General features: G+C 58.2%; 20 protein-coding genes. 8 read left to right on the forward strand and 12 right to left on the reverse strand.

What is annotated here, in order from left to right:
• Positions 1 to 41: 41 nt before the first annotated feature.
• Together H9646_RS00325 and H9646_RS00330 are read right to left on the reverse strand one after the other, a co-directional pair.
• Positions 42 to 488, reverse strand: coding sequence for a diacylglycerol kinase (locus H9646_RS00325; RefSeq protein ID WP_191721348.1), 447 nt, complete (start codon positions 486 to 488; stop codon positions 42 to 44).
• An 11-nt stretch (positions 489 to 499) separates the two neighbouring features.
• Complete coding sequence (locus H9646_RS00330) at positions 500 to 2,275, reverse strand: phosphoethanolamine transferase (protein WP_225213904.1); 1,776 nt, start codon at positions 2,273 to 2,275, stop codon at positions 500 to 502.
• 120 nt (positions 2,276 to 2,395) lie between these two features.
• Here H9646_RS00330 and H9646_RS00335 point away from each other — a divergent pair, with 120 nt between their 5' ends.
• Positions 2,396 to 3,067: a response regulator gene (locus H9646_RS00335; protein WP_191721349.1), complete on the forward strand. Its 672-nt coding sequence runs from the start codon at positions 2,396 to 2,398 to the stop codon at positions 3,065 to 3,067.
• A 14-nt stretch (positions 3,068 to 3,081) separates the two neighbouring features.
• On the forward strand, positions 3,082 to 4,512 hold the full coding sequence (locus H9646_RS00340) for a sensor histidine kinase (protein WP_191721350.1): 1,431 nt from the start codon (positions 3,082 to 3,084) through the stop codon (positions 4,510 to 4,512).
• Between the two features lie 239 nt (positions 4,513 to 4,751).
• Here H9646_RS00340 and H9646_RS00345 read toward each other — a convergent pair whose 3' ends face one another.
• Positions 4,752 to 4,889: a transcription initiation factor TFIID subunit D10 gene (locus tag H9646_RS00345; RefSeq protein WP_191721351.1), complete on the reverse strand. Its 138-nt coding sequence runs from the start codon at positions 4,887 to 4,889 to the stop codon at positions 4,752 to 4,754.
• Between the two features lie 493 nt (positions 4,890 to 5,382).
• On the opposite strand from H9646_RS00345, the gene phaR reads away from it, so the two are divergent.
• Both phaR and rimO read left to right on the forward strand, forming a co-directional pair.
• Complete coding sequence (phaR, locus tag H9646_RS00350) at positions 5,383 to 5,895, forward strand: polyhydroxyalkanoate synthesis repressor PhaR (RefSeq protein ID WP_191721352.1); 513 nt, start codon at positions 5,383 to 5,385, stop codon at positions 5,893 to 5,895.
• A 187-nt stretch (positions 5,896 to 6,082) separates the two neighbouring features.
• Positions 6,083 to 7,468, forward strand: a complete 1,386-nt coding sequence (rimO, locus tag H9646_RS00355; protein ID WP_191721353.1) for a 30S ribosomal protein S12 methylthiotransferase RimO — start codon at positions 6,083 to 6,085, stop codon at positions 7,466 to 7,468.
• Positions 7,469 to 7,619: 151 nt separating this feature from the next.
• Here the strand turns inward: rimO and H9646_RS00360 are convergent, their stop codons facing one another.
• Positions 7,620 to 7,949: a carboxymuconolactone decarboxylase family protein gene (locus tag H9646_RS00360; protein WP_191721354.1), complete on the reverse strand. Its 330-nt coding sequence runs from the start codon at positions 7,947 to 7,949 to the stop codon at positions 7,620 to 7,622.
• Positions 7,950 to 8,123: 174 nt separating this feature from the next.
• Between H9646_RS00360 and H9646_RS00365 the strand changes: the two genes are divergently transcribed.
• Positions 8,124 to 8,687, forward strand: coding sequence for an HdeD family acid-resistance protein (locus tag H9646_RS00365; RefSeq protein WP_191721355.1), 564 nt, complete (start codon positions 8,124 to 8,126; stop codon positions 8,685 to 8,687).
• 76 nt (positions 8,688 to 8,763) lie between these two features.
• Here the strand turns inward: H9646_RS00365 and H9646_RS00370 are convergent, their stop codons facing one another.
• The 8 genes from H9646_RS00370 to earP all read right to left on the reverse strand — a co-directional run bounded on the left by H9646_RS00370 (position 8,764) and on the right by earP (position 19,761).
• A complete protein-coding gene (locus H9646_RS00370) occupies positions 8,764 to 9,495 on the reverse strand; it encodes an ABC transporter ATP-binding protein (RefSeq protein ID WP_191721356.1) in 732 nt (243 codons plus the stop codon).
• A complete protein-coding gene (locus H9646_RS00375) occupies positions 9,488 to 10,354 on the reverse strand; it encodes an ABC transporter ATP-binding protein (RefSeq protein WP_191721357.1) in 867 nt (288 codons plus the stop codon). The genes H9646_RS00370 and H9646_RS00375 overlap by 8 nt, the downstream gene beginning before the upstream one ends.
• Positions 10,351 to 11,445, reverse strand: coding sequence for an ABC transporter permease subunit (locus H9646_RS00380; RefSeq protein WP_191721358.1), 1,095 nt, complete (start codon positions 11,443 to 11,445; stop codon positions 10,351 to 10,353). Before H9646_RS00380 ends, H9646_RS00375 begins: the two co-directional genes overlap by 4 nt.
• Positions 11,442 to 12,371 (reverse strand): branched-chain amino acid ABC transporter permease, encoded by a 930-nt coding sequence (locus H9646_RS00385; protein ID WP_191721359.1) that lies wholly within the window; start codon positions 12,369 to 12,371, stop codon positions 11,442 to 11,444. The genes H9646_RS00380 and H9646_RS00385 overlap by 4 nt, the downstream gene beginning before the upstream one ends.
• Before the next feature lie 148 nt (positions 12,372 to 12,519).
• Positions 12,520 to 13,680, reverse strand: a complete 1,161-nt coding sequence (locus tag H9646_RS00390) for a branched-chain amino acid ABC transporter substrate-binding protein (RefSeq protein ID WP_191721360.1) — start codon at positions 13,678 to 13,680, stop codon at positions 12,520 to 12,522.
• 82 nt (positions 13,681 to 13,762) lie between these two features.
• Complete coding sequence (putA, locus tag H9646_RS00395; RefSeq protein ID WP_191721361.1) at positions 13,763 to 17,599, reverse strand: trifunctional transcriptional regulator/proline dehydrogenase/L-glutamate gamma-semialdehyde dehydrogenase; 3,837 nt, start codon at positions 17,597 to 17,599, stop codon at positions 13,763 to 13,765.
• A gap of 343 nt (positions 17,600 to 17,942) precedes the next feature.
• Positions 17,943 to 18,497: an elongation factor P gene (gene efp, locus H9646_RS00400; protein WP_191721362.1), complete on the reverse strand. Its 555-nt coding sequence runs from the start codon at positions 18,495 to 18,497 to the stop codon at positions 17,943 to 17,945.
• A gap of 160 nt (positions 18,498 to 18,657) precedes the next feature.
• Positions 18,658 to 19,761 (reverse strand): elongation factor P maturation arginine rhamnosyltransferase EarP, encoded by a 1,104-nt coding sequence (gene earP, locus H9646_RS00405; RefSeq protein ID WP_191721363.1) that lies wholly within the window; start codon positions 19,759 to 19,761, stop codon positions 18,658 to 18,660.
• A 197-nt stretch (positions 19,762 to 19,958) separates the two neighbouring features.
• Here earP and uvrC point away from each other — a divergent pair, with 197 nt between their 5' ends.
• The 3 genes from uvrC (at position 19,959) to H9646_RS00420 (ending at position 23,108) form a co-directional block, all read left to right on the forward strand.
• Positions 19,959 to 21,902, forward strand: a complete 1,944-nt coding sequence (gene uvrC / locus H9646_RS00410; RefSeq protein WP_191721364.1) for an excinuclease ABC subunit UvrC — start codon at positions 19,959 to 19,961, stop codon at positions 21,900 to 21,902.
• A 75-nt stretch (positions 21,903 to 21,977) separates the two neighbouring features.
• Entirely contained in the window at positions 21,978 to 22,547 is a 570-nt protein-coding gene (pgsA, locus tag H9646_RS00415) for a CDP-diacylglycerol--glycerol-3-phosphate 3-phosphatidyltransferase (RefSeq protein ID WP_191721365.1), read from the forward strand.
• A gap of 288 nt (positions 22,548 to 22,835) precedes the next feature.
• Positions 22,836 to 23,108 (forward strand): HU family DNA-binding protein, encoded by a 273-nt coding sequence (locus H9646_RS00420; RefSeq protein WP_182327378.1) that lies wholly within the window; start codon positions 22,836 to 22,838, stop codon positions 23,106 to 23,108.
• Positions 23,109 to 23,128 lie beyond the last annotated feature (20 nt).

Here is a 23,128-nt window from a genome sequence, read left to right on the forward strand (position 1 = left end):
GGTGCAAGCTGGCGTACGCTTTGCCTTGTCCATCGCGGGCATTAGAAAAAGTAGCTATACACAGCAGTGATCCAGGCCCCTGCGCACAGCAGCAGTGCCATGAACACGGCAGCACTGCCAAAGTCTTTTGCTTTTTTGGACAGTGCATGCCACTCCAGACCGATGCGGTCTACTGCCGCTTCCACGGCGGAGTTGAGCAGTTCGACGACCAAGACCAGACATACCGTCGCAATCAGTATGAATGCTTCCACCCAGCTTTGGCCGAGCCAGCAGGCAGCGGGTATGAGCACCACGGCCAGACAGGCTTCTTGGCGAAATGCTTTTTCTTGCCATGCAGCCTGCAGACCCTGCAGCGAGTACAAGGTGGCGTGCCAGATGCGCTGAAAGCCTGTGCGATTTTTCTGAGGATTGGCATCTTGGATCGGTGCCTGCTGTGGTGCAGATGCTTGCAGGCTGCTGCCTGCCTGGGCCAGTGGTGTGTGTGACATCACGGATGGCCTTAACTGATGGTCTTGGGTGTGGCGGGTCTGCAGTTTTGCAGTGCATCGCGTGCGCTTTGGTAGCTGTTGCTACGCACATCCAAGAGCCCCAGTACGGTGTGATAAAAATTATCATGTGTCAGTGCCTGATCCAGATCCTGGCGCACACACGTCTCATTGACCCTTGTGCGGCTGAGCAAGGAGCCGGGCCACAAAACCCAAGGCACATGTTTTTGCGCTTGCGGCGCGATCACGTAGGGCAAGCCATGCAAGTAAAGGCCGTTTTCACCCAGTGACTCTCCGTGGTCCGAGAGGTAAATCAGGCCAGTTTCGTAGCGGTCTTGCTGGGTTTTGAGCCAATCAATGGTGCGGGCCACGAAATGATCGGTTTCCACCATGCTGTTGTCATACACATTCACCAGCTGGCCGCGGCTGCAGTCTGAGGTGACATTGGTTGTGCACTCTGGCTGAAAGTGCTTGCTGGGCTGCGAAGAGCGGCGGTAATAGGCGGGGCCATGGCTGCCCATTTGGTGCAATACCAAGACGGTGCCGTTGTTTTTGCCATGGCTGTTGACCGTCTGCAGTCGCTCGTTCAAAAGCTCCACCATCAACTGGTCCAGGCATTCACCGTCTTTGCACCAGCGTTCAACCAAGGCTTTGCTCGCCACCTGGTCAGCCTGTGCATGCGAGATGCGATTGCAGACATCTTTGCAGCCCGCCTGGTTGTCAAGCCAGTCCACGTTCAGCCCTGCGGCGTTCAGAACGTCGAGCAAATTTTCATATTCAAACTTGCGTGACTCAAAGCCACTCTTGCCCAAATGCGAAAACATGCAAGGCACAGAAGCCAAGGTGTTGGTGCCACAAGACTGCACGTTGCGCCAGCTGATGACATGGCGTGCTTCCATCTCTGGCGTGGTATTGCGCGGATAGCCATTCAAGCCAAAGTGGTCCGCGCGCGTGGTCTCTCCCACAATCAAAACCAGCAAGGGCGGTTTGTTGCCGGATGCCGCAGCGGGCGCAGATGCGGCAGTCATGCCCATGCCCTGTAGGCCATAGCTGCGGCCCAGAGTGGCATCGTTGCTGATGGCTTGAAATGCCAGCGGTCGCTTGAACAATGGCTTGAGCGTGACATGGCTGAAAGACACAACGCTGGCCAGCGGATTGATGAGGTAACGAATCTCTGTATGGTTGCGCACCAGCGGTGCCATGGGCTTGTACAGCAGCAAGCCACCACCCACCAAGACAGCGATGTTGGTCAGGACCAGCAGTGCTGAACGCCACAGGTCGCGGCGCCATGCTGTGGATTTAAGCTCAACCCAGCCGTACAGGGCCGCAATAGGCAGACCTGCGAACAGCAAAACGTGCACCAGCAAGCCACTGCTCATCAGGGCCAGACTTTCGCTGGTATTGGTTTGCAGCGTATTGCGCACCATGCTGCTGTCCATCACGATGCCGTAGTGCAGCATGAAATACTGCACCGATGCGGCTACCAGCAGCGTCATGCTCCAGCCCACGCGCCGCACTTTGGGCCATGAAAGCAGCATGAACCACAAATAGGTGGCCGCGGTGAGCACCAAAGCGGTCAGAGTCATCTGCCATGCGCTCAGGCTTTGTTCGCTGGAAAGCTCGGCCAATTTTCTCCACCAGGCCTGATTCAAGGCCAGGCTGCACCAGATGGCCAAGAGCAGGGCGGCCCAGCGCGGGGCCATCGAGAGAGCAGGCAGGTGTGGAAGGTGGAAGCTGTGACGGGTACTGGTGGGAACACCAAGAGGGGCAGGGGCGTGCAATTCAGTCATGCTCTGCACTCTAAAAAAGCTGTCTGAATATCCCCTGAAGTTACTGTTCAGACAGCGTTCAGCTTTCAGTGCTTTTTCCGGGCCTTCTACACTGGGCACTTCATTCGATGGGGGCTGAAATTGCGAATCCTCTTGGTAGAAGACGATCGATCGCTTGGGCAGGCGGTATTAAGCTATTTGAAGAGCAAACAGTTCAGCGTCGATTGGGCTGAAGATTTGCAGCAGGCGCGCGCTTTTGTTGCGACGACACACTATGCGGCCGTGCTCTTGGACTTGAACCTGCCAGATGGGGAAGGGTTGCATTTGTTGCCATTTCTGCATGCCGCTGCCCTCGCAGAAAATGCACGCCCCACGGTGATTGTGGTGACAGCGCGGGACCAGGTCAGTGACCGTATCCGGGGGCTGGACGCAGGCGCAGATGACTATCTGGTCAAACCTTACGACCCCGAAGAACTGCTGGCCCGGCTGCGTGCCATTGAGCGGCGCAGAGGGGCGCAAAACAGCTCCGTGCTGCAATGCGCTGAAGTGGCCATTGACTTGGCGCGGGAGTCTGTGCGCAAAGGCATGTCGCCCATCATATTGACGCCCAAGGAATGGGCCTTGCTGCGTGTACTGGCCAGCCGCCCGGGGCAAATCTTCACCCGTGAGCGTTTGCAAGAAGCGCTTTATCAATGGGATGCCAGCAGTGACAGCAATACGCTGGAAGTTTTCATCAGCCGCCTGCGGCGCAAACTGGGTAGTGCCTTGATTGAAACCGTACGCGGTACGGGCTATCGGTTGCTTGCGCAATGACTGCTACGTTGAAAATGCCCCTCAGTCTCGTGCAGCGCCTGAGCCGCGCGTTGACGTCTGCTGTCCTGGCCGTGTGGTTGCTCAGTACTGCGTTGGTGGCTTGGTATGTGGACAGCCAGATTCAGGAAAATTTTGATGTGGAGCTGATCGAGAGCGCACATCGCCAGCTGTACCCAGCGTTGCTGGAAGTTCAGCTGGCCCACCCCCAGCAAGCCAGTATCCACGAGGCGTTGAGCGACATGGCATCCACCGCTTCGGAAGCGGGCCCGCAAGTGATGGGTGAGTTGCCGGGGTCCGGCCATGCAGAAGCTTTGCTGCTGCAGTTGCGCAATGTGACCGGGCAGGTGCTGCTGCGCACACAAGCTACGCCGGCTTCACCTTTTGCGGTGCCTCTGCGGCAAGGTTTTTATGACACCGATGACTACCGTGTGTTCAGCCTCTACGACGAGCAATACCAGGTGTGGCTGCAGCTTGCCGACCCTTTGAGTGAGCGCCGTGAAACCAGCCAGCGCATTGTTTTGGGGCTGGTCGCCGTGTTGCTGGTGATACTGCCAGTGCTGCTGTGGCTGGTGTCGATGGTCGCACGCCGCGAGCTGGGTGCGGTGGAGCAATTGCAGCAGCAAATCACTTCACGCAGCGGCAGCAATTTACAGCCTTTGTCAGTGCAGGGCATGCCTTTGGAGTTGCGTGCCGTGGGAGAGGGCGTCAATCAGTTGCTTGGCCGCCTTGGGGAGGCGCTGAATGTAGAGCGTTCGCTGGCTGCCAATGCAGCGCATGAACTGCGCACGCCACTGGCGGAGGTGCGGCTGCGTTTACAGACGGCGGTGGACCAAGCCCTGGAGCAGGGTGCAAGCGTGCCGCTGCATGAGGTACGCATGGCGCTGCAGTCGCTGCAAACGCTGAGCCACCGCACAGAGCGACTGCTGCAGCTGTCACGTGCTGAAGGTGGCGACAGTGCCCACTTTGCCTGGGTGAACCTGGTGCAGCTGGCGCAAGAAGTAGCCCAAGAGTTCTGGCAGCAAGCGCAGGCCCAGAAACGTCTGGACTGCATCACCCCTGATGCCTGCTGCGCAGTCTGGGTGTGGGGAGATATTGATGGTTTGGCCATTGTCTTGCGCAATTTGATAGAGAACGCACTGCGCCATACGCAGGGTGCGGTTGTGCTGCAAGTGCAACCTGCACCGCATGCCGCGCTGGTGGTCAGGGATAGCGGGGCAGGGTTGAGCGCTGAGGAAATTCAAAAAATTCAGCAACGGCATGCGCGCATGGACAGGCAGCACATTGGCTATGGCCTGGGCATGTCCATTGTGAAAACCATTGCCGACAAGCACGGTGCTGTATTGACTTTTACATCTGCGCCTGAGGGCTTTGCGTGTGGCCTGGAGGTGGCCCTGGCATTTATACACGCCACGAATGGTGCCAAGCCCCAGCAAGCAGGCCCATAACAAGCAAGGCCCGCACATGCGGGCCTTGCTTGTTATGGGGTTAGTGCATTTGCTCCTGCGCTAAGGGCTTGGGCTCTGAGCCAATTTGCCGCTTATTGCACTTGCTTTGCTGTTGGCTGTATTTGGGTTCCGTCAGCGGCTGACCAAGCTGTAGGGGCCAGGGCTGCTGCTCGTTCCAAGGCGTGTAGTGAGTCTGGGGAAGTGGTGACATGTAGGCCTCCTTCCTCCCAGTCAAAATCTCAGCGCTGTTGACTGGGCTGCTGTTTTTGCTGCCCGGGCTGCTGCTGGTTGGGTGCTTGCTGCTGTTGCTGCTTTTCCTTGGCAGTCTTGTCTTGGTCTTGCTGCTGGTTCACATGGTTTTGCTGTTGCTGGGCCATAAGTTACTCCTTCAGGATAGTGACCGACAAACAAATGCTGTTTGCCTGTGGCCCAGTGTGCGCCAGCGTTGGCGCAGCGTGTGTAGGAGACCGACTGTCACAGCCGTCCGTCATTTCTTGGTATTTTTCTGACAGCAATTTCCTGTTATTTTTTACAAATTGTGCGGTTTGTTTTTGGAAAGAAATGCTCGAAAACGTACTGCTCCAGAAAGCCCCTTGCGGGCAAGAAATGCCTGGGTGGTGGCGGTGCGCAGTGCTGCCTGTATCTGACTGGAAATTTCAGAAAAGTGGGCGAGCAAGGCAAGCACAATGCTTGTGGGAAAGCATGAAACATGCTGAAATGCCTGCCGTAAAAGCACTTGAAGCTCATATTTTTACAAGATACATCGTGAGCTTGGCTAGGGTTAGTGCTGCGCTGCGACAAGAAAGCCTTTCCTACAATGGCTGCACGCGCCGACCCCCTCTTTCCCCCGTTCGCCATGAGAATTTGCCGATGACCGCACAAGAAAACACCTCAACCTCTGCACCCAGCAACCAGCGCGTCATCAAGAAGTACCCCAATCGCCGCTTGTACGACACGGCAACGTCTACCTACATCACGCTGGCAGAAGTCAAGCAACTGGTAATGGAGCGCGAGAACATCGTGGTGAAAGACGCCAAGACAGGCGATGACCTCACGCGCTCTATCTTCATGCAAATCATTCTGGAAGAAGAAGCCGGTGGTGCTCCCATGTTTACCGAGCCCATGCTGGCAAACATTATTCGTTTCTACGGGCACACCATGCAGGGGCATATGGGCAGCTTCATTGAAAAGAACGTGCAGATGTTCACGGACTTTCAGGGCAAGATGGCTGAGCAGGGCGGTGGTGTCGATGCCTGGGCCAAGATGCTGCAGATGCCCAACCCCATGGTGTCTGCAAGCTACACCGAGCAAATGCAAAAAATGCAAGAGCAAATGCAAAAGCAGACGGAGCAGATGATGGGCATGTTTGGCATCAAGCGCTGAGCATTGCCGCGTTCGTGCAGCGGGCCATGTGGCCCGTTTTTTTATGCCGCTGCTGGGCTATGGGCTTGGCTTTGGGCACAAAAAGGCGTCACTCGTTAAAATCACGCCTTGATTTCGCCGGCCGGGACTTAGATTTCCCTGCGCAGGTTGTGCGCAGTTGGCGCAATCCCCCACAAGTATTCACACAATGATCACCGAAAACAGCGCCCCTAAAGTGGGCTTCGTCAGTTTGGGCTGCCCCAAAGCCTTGACCGACTCTGAACTCATACTGACCCAGCTGAGCGCTGAGGGTTACCAGACTTCCAAGACCTTCGAAGGCGCGGATCTGGTGATCGTGAACACCTGCGGGTTTATTGACGATGCAGTCAAAGAAAGCCTGGACACGATTGGCGAAGCGCTGGCTGTCAACGGCAAGGTGATTGTCACGGGCTGTCTGGGTGCCAAGGCGGGCAAGGAAGGCGGCGCCACCATGGTGGCTGAAATTCACCCCAGCGTGCTGGCGGTGACAGGCCCTCACGCGACGCAAGAGGTGATGGATGCTGTGCACACCCACCTGCCCAAGCCCCACGACCCCTTTGTGGATCTGGTGCCTGGCAGCTTTGGCGAGGCGGGGATCAAGCTCACACCCAAGCACTATGCCTACCTGAAAATTTCGGAAGGCTGCAACCACCGTTGCACTTTCTGCATCATCCCGTCCATGCGCGGTGACCTGGTTTCGCGCCCGATTGGTGACGTGCTCAAGGAAGCCAAAGCGCTGTTTGAAGGCGGTGTGAAAGAGTTGCTGGTGATCAGCCAGGACACCTCTGCCTATGGCGTGGACGTGAAGTACCGCACCGGGTTCTGGGACGGCAAACCCGTCAAGACCCGCATGCTGGAGCTGGCCGATGAGCTGGGCAAGCTGGCCCAGCAACACGGCGCGTGGGTGCGCATGCACTATGTGTATCCCTATCCGACGGTCGATGCCGTTTTGCCTTTGATGGCCGAAGGCAAAATCCTGCCTTACCTTGATGTGCCCTTGCAGCACAGCCACCCCGATGTGCTCAAGCGTATGAAGCGCCCGGCCTCTGGTGAAAAGAATCTGGACCGCATCCGCGAATGGCGCAAGATTTGCCCGGAGCTGGTGATTCGCTCGACCTTTATCGCTGGCTTTCCCGGCGAGACTGAAGAAGAGTTTGAGCACTTGCTGGACTTCATCCGCGAAGCGGACATTGACCGTGCGGGCTGTTTTGCCTATAGCCCTGTGGAAGGCGCTACGGCCAATGAGCTGCCCGGTATGCTGCCGCTGGAAGTGCGCGAAGCACGCCGTGCCCGCTTCATGGAAGTGGCTGAAGAGGTCTCCACGCAGCGCCTGCAGCGCCGTGTGGGCCAGGTCATGAAGGTGCTGGTCGACAAATCTGTGGGCCTGGGCAAGAAGGGCGGCGTTGGCCGTACCTATGCCGATGCGCCTGAGATTGACGGTGTGGTGCATATCCAGCCGCCCGAAAAGGCGAGCAAGACCTACAAGACTGGAGAGCTGATCTCCGTGCGTATCCTGGGCGTGCAAGGGCACGATCTGGTGGGCATTCCGGTTTAATGTTGAATTAAAAGTGAGCTGCTAGCGCTGGTGTTTACTACGTTTCAGATAGAAAACTATCTGAAACGCAGGTGGTGTAAGCGCAAGCAGCTACTTAAATTGAAAAAAGGCTTCTATCTGGAAGCCTTTTTTTTGGAAAAACCGTCCCTATCTACTCGCCAAGGGCATCCAGCGCTCGAGCTGAATAGACCATCGCAGCACCGGCATTCAAGGCCACGGCCACGCCCAGTGCTTCGGCTATTTCCTCTCTGGTTGCGCCCGCTGCTTTGGCTGCCTTGGTGTGCACGGCAATACAGCCGTCACAGCGGGTTGTGACGCCCACGGCAATCGCAATCAGCTCGCGCGTCTTGGCATCCAGATGGTGGGTCTTGCTGCCTGCGGTGGAAAGTGCTTTGTAGCCTTCCATGGTGCCGGGGCTGAGGGTGGCAAATTCACCCAATCGGCCTGCAAGTTCTTTGCGGTATTCGTTCCAGTCCAGCATGTGGGGCTCCTGTCCATGTCGTTGGCTGTGAGGGTGAAAATCATGCGCCAGCAACAATACTAATCTGGCAGGCCTTGCTCGGGCATGTAGGCCAAATGCCTCAGAAGGCGACTGCCATGCGCCGCGGGATGAAACAAGGTCATACTGAAAAAAACTTATGTCAATGGAGGTGTTATGGGAACTCAGAATCCACAAGCGAGTGCACTGCAACTGACCATCGGCCGAACCTGGTGGGTGATTTTGCTCTTCGGTATCTTGTCCACCTTGTTTGGATTGATGGCCATTTTTGAGCCGGTACGCGCGGGTGCAGGCATTACGTGGGCGATTGGCCTGCTGGCCATTGCCGAAGGCATCGTGAGTTTGATCGCTGTCTTTAATAAGAATTTGCCCATTTCGCGGGGCTGGATGATTGTTTACGCGCTGCTCTCGCTGCTCTTTGGCGTGATGGCTGTAGCCAACCCTGTGTCCATGGCCGCCGCCTTCGTGACGGTGATGGCGGTCTGGTTCATTATTTCGGGTGTGCTGCGCATCATCTTTGCGGTGCGCGTTCGCAAAGAAATCGACAACGAATGGATGCTGATTTTGAGCGGCGTGCTGGGCGTGGTTCTCGGCGGCCTGATGCTGGCAGCACCGATTGCCGGGCTGATTGTGGCAGTGATCTGGATTGGCGTAGGCGCTTTGTTCTATGGCATTCTTCAGATTGTTGCTGCGTTCAAAATCCGAAAACTGGCCGCGTAGCAGGGCTGCATCCAGAAGACAAAAAAGGCTTCCCTTGGGAAGCCTTTTTTGTTGGGCGCTGCCAGGCAGCGCATGCTTATTCGCCCAAATAGGCGGCGCGCACTTTGGGGTCGTGCAGCAGCTCGTGCCCGGGGCCCTGCAGCGTGAGCTCACCCGACTCCAGCACATAGCCGCGCTGGCTCACTTCCAGTGCCAGGCGGGCGTTTTGCTCGATGAGCAAGATGGTGACGCCTTGCTTGGAAATGTCTTCGATCACTTCAAAGATCTTGTCCACCATGATGGGCGCAAGCCCCATGGTGGGTTCATCGAGCAGCAGCAACTGGGGCTTGGACAAGATGGCGCGGCCCATGGCCACCATTTGCTGCTCGCCACCGGACAAGGTGCCTGCGGTTTGTTTGCGGCGCTCTGCCAGACGCGGAAAACGCTGGTAGACCTGCTCGACTTCGTGAGCAATCGCGGCTTTGTCGCTGCGACTGTAGGCACCCATGCTCAGGTTTTCTTCAATGGTCAGCTGTGGAAAAATGCCGCGGCCTTCCGGCACCATCACCAGTCCCTCGCGCACCATGGAATGCACGGGCTGGCCTGCCAGGCTTTGGCCTTTGTAGTGGATGGCACCTGCTGCCAGTGGCACCAGGCCGCAAATAGCGCGCAACGTGGTGCTTTTACCTGCGCCGTTGGCACCAATCAGCGCAACCAGCTCTCCGGGGTTGACGTGCAAGTTGAGCTTGCGCACGGCGCGGATACCGCCGTAGGCAACGTCAATGCCACGCACATCCAGCATGGGGGTGGGGGCGTTCGCTTCAGTCATGGCGAGGCTCTTGTTGGGTAGGGTGGGTAAGTTCGGGGTGCAGCAGCGGGTCTTGTGCCGCACCTTTACCCAGATAGGCTTCGATCACGCGCGGGTCACGCTGTACATCGTGCGGCAGTCCATAGGACAGCACTTGGCCGTATTCCAGCACCAGTACGCGGTCACACATGTTCATCACCAGTTTCATGTCGTGCTCAATCAGCAGCACGGTGATGCCGTCATCCCGAATCTTTTCGATCAGCGTGCGCAGCACCACCGTCTCAGAGGGGTTCATGCCTGCGGCAGGCTCATCCAGAGCCAGCAGCGCGGGGCTGGTGGCCAGAGCGCGTGCAATTTCCAGGCGGCGCTGGTCACCATACGACAGCGATGACGCCACCTCATTGGCAACGTGAGAGATGCCTACGTACTCCAGCAGCTCCAGCGCCCGGGCCTCGGTGCGGGCTTCTTCCTGGCGTGTGGCCTGGTTGCGCACAATGGCACCCCACAGACCGGCCTGTGTGCGCAGGTGCTGGCCAATCATCACGTTCTCCAGTGCAGTCAGGGCAGAGAACAGGCGAATGTTCTGAAACGTGCGCGCCAAGCCCTGTATGGCGATCTCATGCGGCTTCAGGCGGGTGAGCTCTACCCCCTGAAACTGGCAGCTGCCAGATTCGGGGATGTACAGCGCCGTCATCACATTAAACAGCGTGGTTTTGCCTGCCCCGTTGGGGCCAATCAGGCCAAAGATTTCGCCCTTGCGAATCTCAAAACTCACATCGTTCAAGGCTTGCAGGCCGCCAAAGCGTTTGCTCAGGCCTTTGGCAATGAGCAAAGGCTGGCCGGTGGCGATGCCTTGGTGGGTGTGTGGCAATGCGCTCATGCCTTTGTCTCCTTGCCACTGTTCAATTCACGCTTGCGCACCGCAGAGGGCCACAGGCCTTCTGGGCGGAAGATCATCACCGTTACCAGCGCCACTCCAAACAGCAGCATGCGAATGGCGTCCGGGTCTACCACTACGCTGCCAAACAGCGTTTCTTGAACGGGCACCACGATGTTGCGCAAAATTTCAGGAAAGATGGACAGCAGCAGCGCACCCGCCACAACACCGGGTACATGGCCCATGCCCCCCAGCACCACCATGCACAAGATGGCAATCGATTCACTCAGCCCAAAACTTTCCGGGCTGACAAAGCCTTGCATGGAGGCAAACAGGCAACCGGCCACACCACCAAAACTGGCACCCATGCCAAAGGCCATGAGCTTGATGTTGCGTGTGTTGATGCCCATGGCCTTGGCGGCAATCTCGTCTTCACGGACGGCCTCCCAGGCACGGCCCACGCGCGAGTTTTGCAGGCGGATGCAGATGAAGATGATGACAATCACCAGCGCCATCAGCAGGTAGTAGTACTTCTCGGGCCCAGTGATGCGAAAGCCCAGAATGGTTTCCGGGCGACCCAGTGCCCATTCGCCAATCTTGACGGTATCGATGCGGTTGATCCCCTGGGGGCCATTGGTGATGTTCACCGGCGCATCCAGGTTGTTCATGAAGATACGAATGATTTCACCAAAGCCCAGCGTGACGATGGCCAGGTAATCGCCCCGCAGCTTGAGCACCGGAAACCCCAGCGCAATGCCTGCCATGGCCGCCAGTGCGACCCCGATGGGCAGCACGATCCAAAAAGGCAGGTGCAGGTCAAAGTGTGGCGATGCCAGCAGCGCCCAGGCATAGGCACCCACGGCGTAAAAGGCGATATAGCCCAGATCCAGCAGGCCTGCAAAGCCCACCACAATGTTCAGGCCCAGGGCCAGCATCACATACAGCAGTGCAAAGTTCAGGATGCGAATCCAGCCCTGCCCGGCGGTAGCGCCCAGCAAGAAAGGCAGCATCAGCAGCACCGCACCAATTGCAAATGCGCCCAGCCAGACTTTGGCCGGAGTGCGGTGTTTGGAGGTCGAAGCGGTGTGGCTCATGCACGGTCTCCTGAACGCTCGCCCAGCAAGCCAGAGGGGCGGAAGATCAGTACCACCACCAGCACGATGAAGCTGAACACGTCTTGGTAGTGGCTGCCAAATACGCCATTGGTCAGGCTGCCCACGTAGCCTGAGCCCAGTGCCTCAATCAAGCCCAGCAGCAGGCCTCCCAGCATGGCGCCACCCAGGTTGCCAATGCCGCCCAGCACCGCCGCGGTAAACGCTTTCAGGCCCAGCATGAAGCCCATGGTGTATTGCGCCACGCCGTAGTAGCTGGTGATCATTACGCCGGCCACCGCAGCCAGGGCAGAGCCAATCAGGAAGGCGGCTGAGATGACGGTGTTGATGTTCACACCCATCAAGCCCGCAACTTCTCGGTTTTGTGCGGTAGCGCGCATGGCCATGCCCAGGCGTGTTTTGTGTACCAGCAGCAGCAAGGCCACCATGATCAGCGCAGAGCCCAGCATGATGGCAATTTGCAGCATGCTCAAGCGTGCATCACCAACCTGAAAGACGGTGGGTTCGATGACATGCGGAAAATTCAGGTAGTTGCGGCCCCAGGCCATCATGGCCACGTTCTGAATGATGATGGACACGCCAATGGCCGTTATCAGAGCCGCCAAGCGGGGGGCACGGCGCAGTGGTCGATAGGCAATGCGCTCAGCGGTCCAGCCCAGTGCCATGCACACAGGAATGGACACTAAAAGTGCCGCGCCCAGAGCCACGAAAACAGAGACGTCACCAAAGTGGCCAACCAGCCCCAGCACTACGCTGGTAGCGGTCATGGCACCGACCATGACCACATCGCCGTGGGCGAAATTGATCAGACCGATGATGCCGTAGACCATGGTGTAGCCCAGTGCTACCAGCGCATATACGCTGCCAGCAGTCAGGCCGTTGATGATTTGTTGCAGAAAAATATCCATGACGGGCGCGCCGCGCGGCGTGGGCAGTCGGAAAAAAATGAACTTGCTGTGAGTGGCAAGTCCGAGATGTTGCGGTGAAGTCAATCACAGCAAATGGCTGCCTAAGCAGCTGCCACCGCCCATGCAAGCGGGCGGTGGCAGGCTCGCATTACTTGGCCGAATCCACGATGGTCTTGACCTCTTCCCACTTGCCGCCCTTGACGGTGTAGATGGTCACGGCCACTTCGTTCAGATCGCCATTCTTGTCATAGGCAATGTTGGCGCTGGTGGCACCGCTGCGCTTCAGACCTGCCAGCTTGGGCAGGTATTTGTCGCCCTTGGCAGAGCCTGCAGCTTGCATGGCCGTGATCATGTTCCATGCGCCGTCATAGGCGTAGGGCGCGTAAACGCCGGGATCGGCCTTGAAGCGGGCCTTGTAGGCTGCGGCAAATTTCTCACCCTGGGCCATGGTTTTCAGGGGTACGCCGGCCAGCGATGCATAGGTGCCGTTAGCGGAGTCTCCAGCCAGACGCAGGAAGGTGTCGCTGCGGGTCATTTCACCCGAGACCAGCGGCTGGGTCAGACCCAGCGTGGCCATCTGGCGGCGCATGGGGCCCGATTGCGCGTCCAGACCGCCAAAGAAGATGGCTTCAGCACCCTTGGCTTTGATGCTGGTGAGGATGGCGGTGAAGTCGCTGGCCTTGTCCGTGGTGTATTCGCGGGCCACGACGGTGCCGCCAGCGCGCTTGACGGCCTGGATGACCTGGTCTGCCAGACCTTGGCCGTAAGCGGTGCGGTCATCAATGATGGCAATCTTCTTGGCCTTCAGATCCTTGACCATGAACACGCCCACTGCTGCACCTTGCTGGGTGTCGCTGGTCATCATGCGGAAGGTGTTGTCATAACCTTGCAAGGTGTACTCAGGCGATGTGGCCATGGCGATCTGGGGAATGCCTGCGTCGTTGTACACGCGCGATGCAGGAATGGTGGTGCCCGAGTTGAAGTGGCCCAGCATGCCGTTGACCTTGGCGTCGGCAATTTGCTGTGCAACCTGCACGGCGGTGCGGGGGTCTGCCTGGTCATCTTTGGAGACCAGCACGAATTTGGCGGTATCACCATCGAGCTTGATGCCCTTGGCGTTGGCCTCTTCCAGCGCCAGTGTCAGGCCGTTGCGCATGTCTTCACCGTAGTGCGCCTGAGGGCCGGTCAAAGGCGCTGCAAAGCCCAGACGCACGGTGGTTTCTGCTTGAGCGGCGCTCATCAGGCCGCCAAAGGCGCAGGCCAGTGCCACGGTGCTGGTCAAAGTCTTGAAAGATGAAGAAGTTTTCATGCTGCGGTGCTCCTAGGGTTGGAAATGAGAGGTCAGAGGGAAAAAGGGACTTTAGAAAGCTGTAGTGGCAAAAGGAATGGGGCTAACCCACCATCATCAGGCTGGCGTTACCACCGGCTGCGGTGGTATTGGTGCTGATGCTGACCTCTCGCAGCAAACGCTCATGGCGGTAGCGCTCGCCACTGCGAATGTCTTCTGTGGTCAGGCCCTGAACCAGCAGCAGGGGGCCGGGGCGTGCGCTGAACTGCTGCTGCAGGGGAAGCAGGGCATCGGTGTCGATTTCGGCCAGCGCGGCCTGCAATGGCAGCTGTGCAATCTCGGCCTCGGTGGCCCATTGCAAAGCAGCATTTTGTGCAGCAGGTGTTTGCTGCTGCCATTGCATGACCAGTGCCCGCAGGCTGTCGCTGTCTTGCAGCAACATGGCATTGCCGGTGGCGTGACATGCCTGCCACTGCGCGTGCAGCCCTTCAACGGTGGTGGGCATGCACCAGATAAGGCCGCGTGCAAGCAGCAGGTATTGATTGACCTCGCCAGTGGGGCCATCCAGCATGACGTGCTGGTCAGCGGCAATGGCCAAAGCTTGCGTGCCGCGCGCAGTGCTGATGGGCAGCTGCGACAGCTCGGGCGCTTGCGCCAGCAGTCGGAACAGATACAGCGGGCCACCGGCTTTGGGGCCGGTGCCAGACAGCCCTTCACCGCCAAACGGCTGTACGCCCACGACAGCACCCACAACGTTGCGGTTGACGTAAATATTGCCAGCGTGGATACGGCCAGAGACGTGGGCCACGGTTTCATCAAGGCGCGTGTGCACACCGAACGTTAAGCCAAAGCCCAGGCGGTTGATTTCCTCCAGGAGGGCATCCAGGTCCTTGCGGGCATAGCGCAGCACGTGCAGCACGGGGCCAAACACTTCGCGGCTCAGGTCCTGTACACGGCTCACTTCAATCAGCGTGGGTGCGACAAAGTGGCCGTGGCGGCATTCTGCGGGCAGCTCCAGGCGCGTCACCCGATGACCCTGACTGCGCATGGTGTCGACATAGGCTTCGATATCTGCCTTGGCCTGCGCGTCAATCACGGGGCCTACATCGGTGGCCAACTGGTCGGGGTTGCCAACGCGCAGCTCTTGCATGGCGCCGCGCAGCATGTGCAGCACGTGGTCGGCACTGTCATCTTGCAGGCACAGCAGGCGCAGCGCTGAGCAGCGCTGGCCCGCAGAGTCATAGGCGGACATCAGCACATCGCCCACCACTTGCTCAGACAGTGCCGACGAGTCCACCACCATGGCGTTGATGCCGCCGGTTTCTGCAATCAGTGGCACCGGCTTGCCGTGGCTGCCCAGGCGCTCAGAGAGTGTGCGGTGAATGTGCTGCGCCACAGGGTGCGAGCCCGTAAACACCACGGCCTCTGTGGCTGGATGGGCCACCAGGGCCTGGCCAACGGTCTCGCCGTCCCCGGGCAGCAGTTGCAGCGCATGCTCTGGAATGCCTGCCTGGTGCAGCATGGCTACAGCTTGGGCAGCGATCAAATTGGTCTGCTCTGCCGGTTTGGCAATCACCACATTGCCGGCTGCCAGCGCAGCAGCCACTTGGCCGGCAAAGATGGCCAGCGGAAAATTCCAGGGGCTGATGCACACCACCACGCCCAAGGGGCGGTGGCTGTCGTTGTTCAGGTGCTGCTCGGCCTGCTGCGCGTAATAGCGCAGAAAGTCAATGGCCTCGCGCACTTCAGAAATCGCATTGGGCAAGGTCTTGCCCGCTTCGCGGCACAGCAAACCCATCAACGGCTGCAGTTGCGCCTGCATGCTATCGGCAGCGCGTTGCAGTGCTTGCGCGCGGGCATTGACCGGCGTGGCTTGCCAGATGGGGGCCGCGTGCTGGGCCTGTGCCATGGCCAGCGCCACTTCTGCATGGCCTGCCATGCGCACCTCGCCCAGTACATCGCTGGCATTGGATGGGTTGTGAATGGCTTGTGCGCTCAGGTGCGCAGCGTTGGCGGGCTGGGCTGTCAACGGTGCCACGCTGCCCAGCAGCGCGGCCGACAAAGAGGCCAGGCGCTGCTCGTTGCTCAAATCGACGCCCGCTGAGTTGCTGCGCGCCTGCGCGGCATACAAATCAGCAGGGGCAGGAATGCGATCATGCGGGCGGCCCAGCGGGGTCAGCGCCTGGGCTGCGGCCACGGGGTCTGCCACCAATTGCTCGATGGCCACGGTTTCATCCCCAATTTGGTGAACAAAAGAGCTGTTGGCACCGTTCTCCAGCAAGCGGCGCACCAGGTAGGCCAGTAAGGTCTCGTGCGTGCCTACGGGTGCATAAATGCGGCAGGGGCGTGCCAGCTTGCCGTTGGCGGTATCGCCCACCACCTCTTCGTACAGGCCTTCGCCCATGCCGTGCAGGCATTGAAACTCGTACTGACCCCGGTAGTAGTTGTTGCCAGCCATGTGGTAAATGCTGGCCAGTGTGTGGGCGTTGTGCGTGGCGAACTGCGCAAAGATGGCCTCCGGTGCACCCAGCAGCTTGCGGGCGCAGGCAAGATACGACACATCGGTGTGCAGCTTGCGCGTGAACACGGGGTAGTCTTCCAGCCCGTCTACCTGGGCGCGCTTGATTTCGCTGTCCCAGTACGCGCCTTTGACCAGACGCACCATCAGGCGGTGCTTGCTTCGGCGGGCCAGATCAATGATCCAGTCCAGCACGGCATATGCACGGCGCTGGTAGGCCTGCACCACAAAGCCAATACCGTTCCAGCCTGCCAGTGATGGGGCAAAGCACAGCTGCTCCAGCAGATCGAAAGAGATTTCCAGACGGTCTGCTTCTTCGGCGTCAATGTTCAGGCCAATGTCGTAGTGGCGTGCCAGTTCAGCCAGCTTGAGCAGACGCGGAAACAGCTCTTGCATCACACGATCACGCTGGGAGCGGCTGTAGCGGGGGTGCAGGGCCGACAGTTTGATGGAGATGCCCGGGCCTTCGTAAATGCCACGGCCTTGTGAGGCTTGGCCAATGGCATGAATGGCCTGCTCGTACGACTGCAGGTAGCGGGCGGCATCTTCTTCTGTGGTCGCGGCCTCGCCCAGCATGTCGTAGGAGTAGCGAAAACCTTTTTCTTCCAGCTTGCGGCTGTTGGCCAGTGCGGCGGCAATGGTCTGCCCGGTGACAAACTGCTCGCCCATCATGCGCATGGCGGTGTTGACACCCTGGCGAATCAGGGGCTCGCCCCCTTTGGCAATCAGGCGACTGAGCGCAGAGCCCAGCTTTTGCTCGCTGTGCACGCTGACCAGCTTGCCGGTAATCATCAAGCCCCAGGTGGCCGCGTTGACGAAGAGGGAAGGGGAGTCGGTGTGCGACTTCCAGTCGCCCTTGCTGACCTTGTCGCGAATCAGTGCATCGCGTGTGGCACGGTCTGGAATGCGCAGCAAGGCTTCAGCCAGACACATCAGGGCCACGCCTTCCTGGCTGGAGAGCGAGTACTCCTGCACCAGCGCTTCAACGCCCGACGTCTTTTTGTGGCGTTTTTCGCGCAAGGCCTGTACCAGGCGAGCAGCCAGTGCGTGCACGTCCGCGGGGTGGGTGCTGGTGGCAGGTGCCATCAGCAAGGGCAGGCACTCGGTTTCAGGGCGGCGGTAGGCGGCAGTAATGGCCGCGCGCAGCACGCTTTGTGCTTGCACATCTTGGGCCAGTGCGTAAAACGGTGCATAGGCTTGACCGCCGTCAGGCATTTGCTCGGGTTCTGCAGCATCGCCCTGGCTGGTGCTGCCCAAGTACTGCAGCTCAGGCAGTGGTTTACCTTGTTCAATCGCTTCCAGGTAACTTTGCAGCGCTTGCTTGTGCAACCAATGCGGCGTGCAGCCCAATTGCAGGGCTGCAGCCTTGAGTCTGTCCCGCATCAACTCGTCTACCTTGATGCCAATGGTCGTTGTCGCCATAACCGCCTAGCTCCTGAAGAAGAACCTGTGCCTATTGCAAAGTGGCGCGATTCTAAAAAGATGCAACCCAAACAGATATTGGGGTTTACCTGTTTCCGGATTGGTGCAACCGCATCAATCGGGGGGGTTAACTGCAGGAAGCGTGCCAGGGGCGGGTGGAGAATGGTGGAAATAAAAAGAGAGCTGCTATCGCTTATCAGATAACGATTTCAATATGTTTTGTATCTAAAAGATAGCACTGGTAAGCGTTATGCGCTCTTATTTTTTCATATCAGGCAATAAAAAAGGCTTCCCGCAGGAAGCCTTTTTTCAATGGTGGGCAGCGGCAGGCGCTGCACGGCCATTACACGCGCTTGCGGTATTCGCCAGTGCGGGTGTCGATTTCGATCTTGTCTTCCTGGGCCACGAACAAAGGCACAGCCACTTCAAAACCGGTAGCAATCTTGGCAGGCTTGAGCACCTTGCCGGAAGTGTCGCCCTTGACGGCTGGCTCAGTCCAGGTGATTTCGCGCACCACAGTGGTAGGCAGCTCGCAGGAGATGGCCTTGCCGTCATAGAACACGACTTCAGCTTCCATGCCGTCTTCCAGGTAGTTGATGGCGTCGCCCATGTTGGCGGCTTCCACTTCGTACTGGTTGAACTCGGAGTCCATCCACACGTACATGGGGTCCGCGAAGTAGGAGTAAGTGCAGTCCTTCTTTTCCAGGATCACGTTGTCGATCTTGTCGTCGGCCTTGAACACGTTTTCTGTGCCGAAGTTGCCGATCAGGGACTTGAGCTTCATGCGCACAGTGGCTGCACCGCGGCCGCCACGAGCGTATTCGGTCTTCAGAACGATCATGGGGTCCTTGCCGTGCATGATCACGTTGCCGGCACGGATTTCTTGTGCGATTTTCATAGCTTGCTTAGCTGGTTGGGTTGAAGCCGCTCAACACAGCAGGCAAGCATGTCGCTTTTGAAAGCGTAAAAGCCTGCCGCATGTTCCGCGGCGGGAGCCGTCCAAAACGCCGTAGCTGCACACGTGGGTGGCAGCCGATCAGGAGGGCAAAACCGAGATTTTAGCTTTTTTCTGCCACAAACTGTTGTAGCTGAGCGATCAAGTCGTTTTGTGTCAGTAATTTTTCTCGTGCTTGCAGGGCGCAGGCATGCCATTCCTGCAGTAATGCAGGGGTGATTGTGGGCAGTGTGGCGGCATCTGTCAGGCCGTTCCAGGCATGGTGAAAGCTGCGCAAACTGGCAGGAGCCTGCAGCCAGTCCAGAAAAGCATCGAGCTTGGCATGGTGGGCGTTGTCATCTTGCGGGTAGATATGCCAGACAAAGGGCTGGCCCGCCCACAGTGCCCGGACGAGCGAATCTTCCCCGCGCACCAGATTCAAATCACAGGCCCACAGCATCTCGTCAAAAGCCACTTGCGTGCGTACGGGTAAATAGACGGGATGCAGGCGCTGGGCACTGTCCAGTGCCTTGACGGCAGCCGCAGCACGCCCCGGCGTGACCAGCAAGCGTGGAGCGAACCCGGGGCTGGGGGTGGCCAGTTGCTGCAGCAGCGCGGGAAGCGCGGGTGGTTCGTAGCAAAACAGAGAAATGGCATGGTCGTCACTGCGCACGCCATGCTGCGCGCGCCATGTGGTGCGGTCAAAGTTGGCCTGTCGGGTGTGCAGCTGTTGCTCGCGTATCAAACCGCCTGTACGGACGGTAAACCCCGGATAGAAGAACCAGCGGGTCATGCCTGCGGCGGGTCCGGACATGATCAGCGAGGGCAGGCGGTGACAGCGCTCTACATAGTCTTCGGCAGACAGATACTCCAAATTCACCAGCACAGGCAGGCGTGCTCCCACTGCCGGGCATTGCGCATGGCGTTGTGCCAAAGCATGCAGATAAGGTGCAGGCGCTTCACAGCCAAACGCTTCAATGACGACATCGGCGTGTGTGTCGGCGTCGGTTGCTGCGTCATAAGGCAGGATGCTGACATTCTGTGCACCCTGTGGCGCCATCCATGCCAGAGCCGATGCATCGTCAGTGCGCAGCCTGACGTAGGCGCCACGTGCGCCCAGCTCTGCCGCAAGACGCCAGCACACACCAATATCTCCATAGTTGTCGATCACCTGACAAAAAATATCCCAGCGCTGGGCGGGCATGAAGCGGGGTGTTGCAGTGGGCATGGCTGTGTCAAAAAGATCCGCAATAGTGCGGGCGGGCGATGGTAGCGCAGGCGGGTCAGTGCACGAGGCTGTGCGTGATTGCTGCAGACGCGGCAGCTTTTTGTGCATAACAAAGACCGCTAGCGCAGGCAGCTATTTATTTGAAATAGCACAAAGCGTTTTTGTGCGGGCTTTGCACAAGACGCCACAATGCGTGCATGTCTTTTGTTGAGCATTCTCCTGAAATATTGGCCCAGGTTGCGGCTTTGCCGTCGCTGCCTGGCGTGTATCGCTATTTCGATGCGGCCGACCAGCTGCTGTACGTGGGCAAGGCGCGCAATCTCAAGCGCCGCGTCAGCAGCTATTTTCAGAAAGACCATGGCGGCACGCGCATTGGGCACATGGTCAGCAAAATTGCCAGTCTGCAGACCACGGTAGTGCGCTCAGAGGCAGAGGCGCTGCTGCTGGAAAACAACCTCATCAAAACCCAGCACCCCAAGTACAACATTCTGTTTCGGGATGACAAAAGTTATCCCTATCTCAAGTTGACCGGTGTGTCGGTGCGCGATGGTGATGCAAGCGCCCCCCCGGGCCAGCGCTTTCCGCGCATAGCGTATTACCGCGGCAGTACCGACAAGAAGCACCGTTACTTTGGTCCTTACCCCAGTGCATGGGCAGTCAAGGAAAGCATTCAACTGCTGCAAAAAGTATTCAGGCTGCGCACCTGTGAAGACACGGTGTTTGCCAACCGCTCTCGTCCTTGCTTGCTCTATCAAATCAAGCGCTGCTCTGCCCCTTGTGTCAATCACATCAGCCCACAGGACTACGCCGTCGATGTGCGCAACGCCGAGGCCATGCTGCGCGGAGAAACGCAGGAGTTGCTGCAGCAAATGGAGGCCCGCATGATGGCGCATGCGCAAAAGCAGGAGTATGAAAAAGCGGCAGAAATCCGCAATCAAATGTCAGCCCTGTCCACAGTGCTGCACCAGCAGGCGATTGAAACCACCAGCGATAAAGATGTCGACATCCTGGCCGTCAAGGTGCAAGGTGGACGCGCCTGTGTGAATCTGGCCATGGTGCGCGGTGGCCGGCATCTGGGTGACCGCGCGTACTTTCCTTCTCAACTGGACGATGCCATGGGTGTTTACCAGCTGGAGGACGAGGTGCTGCAGCAATCGGTAGAGGTACGTGTGCTGGAGGCCTTCTTGGCGCAGCACTACATTGATGTGCCCATCCCGCCTGTGCTGGTCATGAGTGAGGCAGTCGATGTGCTGTTGATTCAGGCGCTGTCAGCCCAGGCTGGTTACAAGATCACGGCGGTGCAGCAGCCCCGTGAGCAGCGTCGCATCTGGCTGGAGATGGCAGAGCAAAATGCCGCCATTCAGCTGGCACGTTTGCTGGCCGAGGAGGGCTCGCAGCAGGCGCGTACGCGCGCACTGGCCGAGGCACTGGATTTGCCGCAGGAACGCCTGGATGAACTCACGATCGAGTGCTTTGACATTTCGCACACGGCAGGTGAGAGCACACAGGCTTCGTGCGTGGTGTTTCACCACCACAAGATGCAAAACAGCGAATATCGCCGCTTCAACATCACAGGCATTACCCCAGGAGATGACTATGCCGCCATGCGCCAGGTGCTGACGCGGCGTTACCAGCCTGTGGCAGAAGCCTTGCAGGCCGCCGGCGGTGCAGAGCCTGAGCGCGGTGCACCCCGTTTGCCTGATCTGGTCTTGGTGGACGGAGGTAAGGGGCAGGTCAGCATGGCGCGCGAAGTATTTACCCAGCTGGGACTGGACTTGTCCCGGATTGCGGGTGTTGAAAAAGGTGAAGGCCGCAAAGTCGGCCTGGAAGAGCTGGTGTTTGCCGATGGCCGCCCTAAAGTCTATTTGGGGCACGACTCGGCAGCCTTGATGCTGATTGCCCAGATTCGTGACGAGGCACACCGGTTTGCCATTACGGGCATGCGTGCACAGCGCGCCAAGGTGCGTACAGGGCAAAGCACTCTGGAGGACATTGCAGGTGTCGGCCCCAAGCGTCGCGCCCGCTTGTTGCAGCGATTTGGCGGGGTGCGTGGTGTGACCAACGCCAGCATCGAAGATCTGATGACGGTAGACGGTATTTCTGCCAGTTTGGCTGATGATATTTACCGCGCATTGCATTGATGCTTGGCTACCTACGCAGTTTTACCAAGTGCACGCTTGCGTTCAAAGTGCGTCAGGCGTGACACAATCGCGCCCATGTTCTTCACCATTCCCACCTTGATGACCTGGACGCGCATTGTCGCGATCCCCTTGATCGTCGGGGTGTTCTACGCGCCATTCCCTCCCGAAACTCGCAACCTGATTGCGGCGTTGATGTTCATCGTCTTTGCGGCGACAGACTGGCTGGATGGCTTTTTAGCGCGGCGCTTGAACCAGACTTCCTCGTTTGGAGCCTTTCTGGATCCTGTGGCAGACAAGTTTCTGGTGTGCGCTTCGTTGCTGGTGCTGGTGCATTTGCAGCGTGCCGATGTATTTGTGGCGTTGATCATCATTGGCCGCGAAATCGCAATCTCTGCTTTGCGTGAATGGATGGCACAGATTGGCGCCAGCAAGAGTGTGGCTGTGCACATGCTGGGCAAGCTCAAGACGACGGTGCAAATGGTGGCAATTCCCTTCATGTTGTATGACGGCGTATTGTTTGGCGTAGTGGATACCCGCTTGTGGGGACAAATCCTGATTTGGATTGCCGCTGTGCTGACCGTTTGGTCCATGGTGTATTACTTGCAAAAAGCAATTCCAGAGATTCGCAGCCGCGTCAAGCACTAGCTCGCATCGCACAACGCAAGAGCGCCAAGGACACACCTTTGGCGCTTTTTTGTTGCCTCTATCTGCAGGGCCGTGTAAAAAGTGAACGCTTGCCGCAGATGAAGCGGTAGATGCATTTGTCAATGCGGAAAGTCACTTCGCGCAAAAGCGGTAAAAAAATCGCTTTTTCGTCAAAATGCCTGGCAAACCTGACTAGAATCTCGCCTAACGCTGACAAGCACCATGCGGTGTTGAGTTTCCAACTCTGTCACAAAGGCGCTCCAACAACCATTTCTCGAGAGGCATCTTGTGAATAAGACTGAACTGATTGAGCACATTGCTAATAACGCCGACATCTCCAAAGCTGCTGCAGCTCGCGCGCTGGAGTCGACGATTGATGCAGTGAAGAAAACCCTCAAAAAGGGCGGTACAGTTTCTTTGGTAGGTTTTGGTACTTTTGCAGTTGGCAAGCGTGCTGCACGCACTGGCCGTAATCCACGTACCGGTGATGCCATCAAGATCAAAGCAGCTAAGGTGCCTAAATTCCGTCCAGGTAAGGCACTGAAAGACGCTTTGAACTGATCAAGGTTTTAACAGTGGGG

It is taken from the genome of Comamonas avium (assembly GCF_014836675.1).
Lineage (GTDB): Bacteria > Pseudomonadota > Gammaproteobacteria > Burkholderiales > Burkholderiaceae_C > Comamonas > Comamonas avium.

Coding starts and splice junctions, on each gene's coding strand:
- H9646_RS00365 (WP_191721355.1), top strand. CDS start 8,124: ATGGGAACTCAGAATCCACAAGCGAGTGCACTGCAACTGACCATCGGC.
- H9646_RS00345 (WP_191721351.1), bottom strand. CDS start 4,889: ATGGCCCAGCAACAGCAAAACCATGTGAACCAGCAGCAAGACCAAGAC.
- pgsA (WP_191721365.1), top strand. CDS start 21,978: ATGTTCTTCACCATTCCCACCTTGATGACCTGGACGCGCATTGTCGCG.
- putA (WP_191721361.1), bottom strand. CDS start 17,599: ATGGCGACAACGACCATTGGCATCAAGGTAGACGAGTTGATGCGGGAC.
- H9646_RS00325 (WP_191721348.1), bottom strand. CDS start 488: ATGTCACACACACCACTGGCCCAGGCAGGCAGCAGCCTGCAAGCATCT.
- uvrC (WP_191721364.1), top strand. CDS start 19,959: ATGTCTTTTGTTGAGCATTCTCCTGAAATATTGGCCCAGGTTGCGGCT.
- H9646_RS00370 (WP_191721356.1), bottom strand. CDS start 9,495: ATGACTGAAGCGAACGCCCCCACCCCCATGCTGGATGTGCGTGGCATT.
- efp (WP_191721362.1), bottom strand. CDS start 18,497: ATGAAAATCGCACAAGAAATCCGTGCCGGCAACGTGATCATGCACGGC.
- H9646_RS00330 (WP_225213904.1), bottom strand. CDS start 2,275: ATGACTGAATTGCACGCCCCTGCCCCTCTTGGTGTTCCCACCAGTACC.
- H9646_RS00340 (WP_191721350.1), top strand. CDS start 3,082: ATGCCCCTCAGTCTCGTGCAGCGCCTGAGCCGCGCGTTGACGTCTGCT.
- phaR (WP_191721352.1), top strand. CDS start 5,383: ATGACCGCACAAGAAAACACCTCAACCTCTGCACCCAGCAACCAGCGC.
- rimO (WP_191721353.1), top strand. CDS start 6,083: ATGATCACCGAAAACAGCGCCCCTAAAGTGGGCTTCGTCAGTTTGGGC.
- H9646_RS00385 (WP_191721359.1), bottom strand. CDS start 12,371: ATGGATATTTTTCTGCAACAAATCATCAACGGCCTGACTGCTGGCAGC.
- earP (WP_191721363.1), bottom strand. CDS start 19,761: ATGCCCACTGCAACACCCCGCTTCATGCCCGCCCAGCGCTGGGATATT.
- H9646_RS00375 (WP_191721357.1), bottom strand. CDS start 10,354: ATGAGCGCATTGCCACACACCCACCAAGGCATCGCCACCGGCCAGCCT.
- H9646_RS00380 (WP_191721358.1), bottom strand. CDS start 11,445: ATGAGCCACACCGCTTCGACCTCCAAACACCGCACTCCGGCCAAAGTC.
- H9646_RS00390 (WP_191721360.1), bottom strand. CDS start 13,680: ATGAAAACTTCTTCATCTTTCAAGACTTTGACCAGCACCGTGGCACTG.
- H9646_RS00360 (WP_191721354.1), bottom strand. CDS start 7,949: ATGCTGGACTGGAACGAATACCGCAAAGAACTTGCAGGCCGATTGGGT.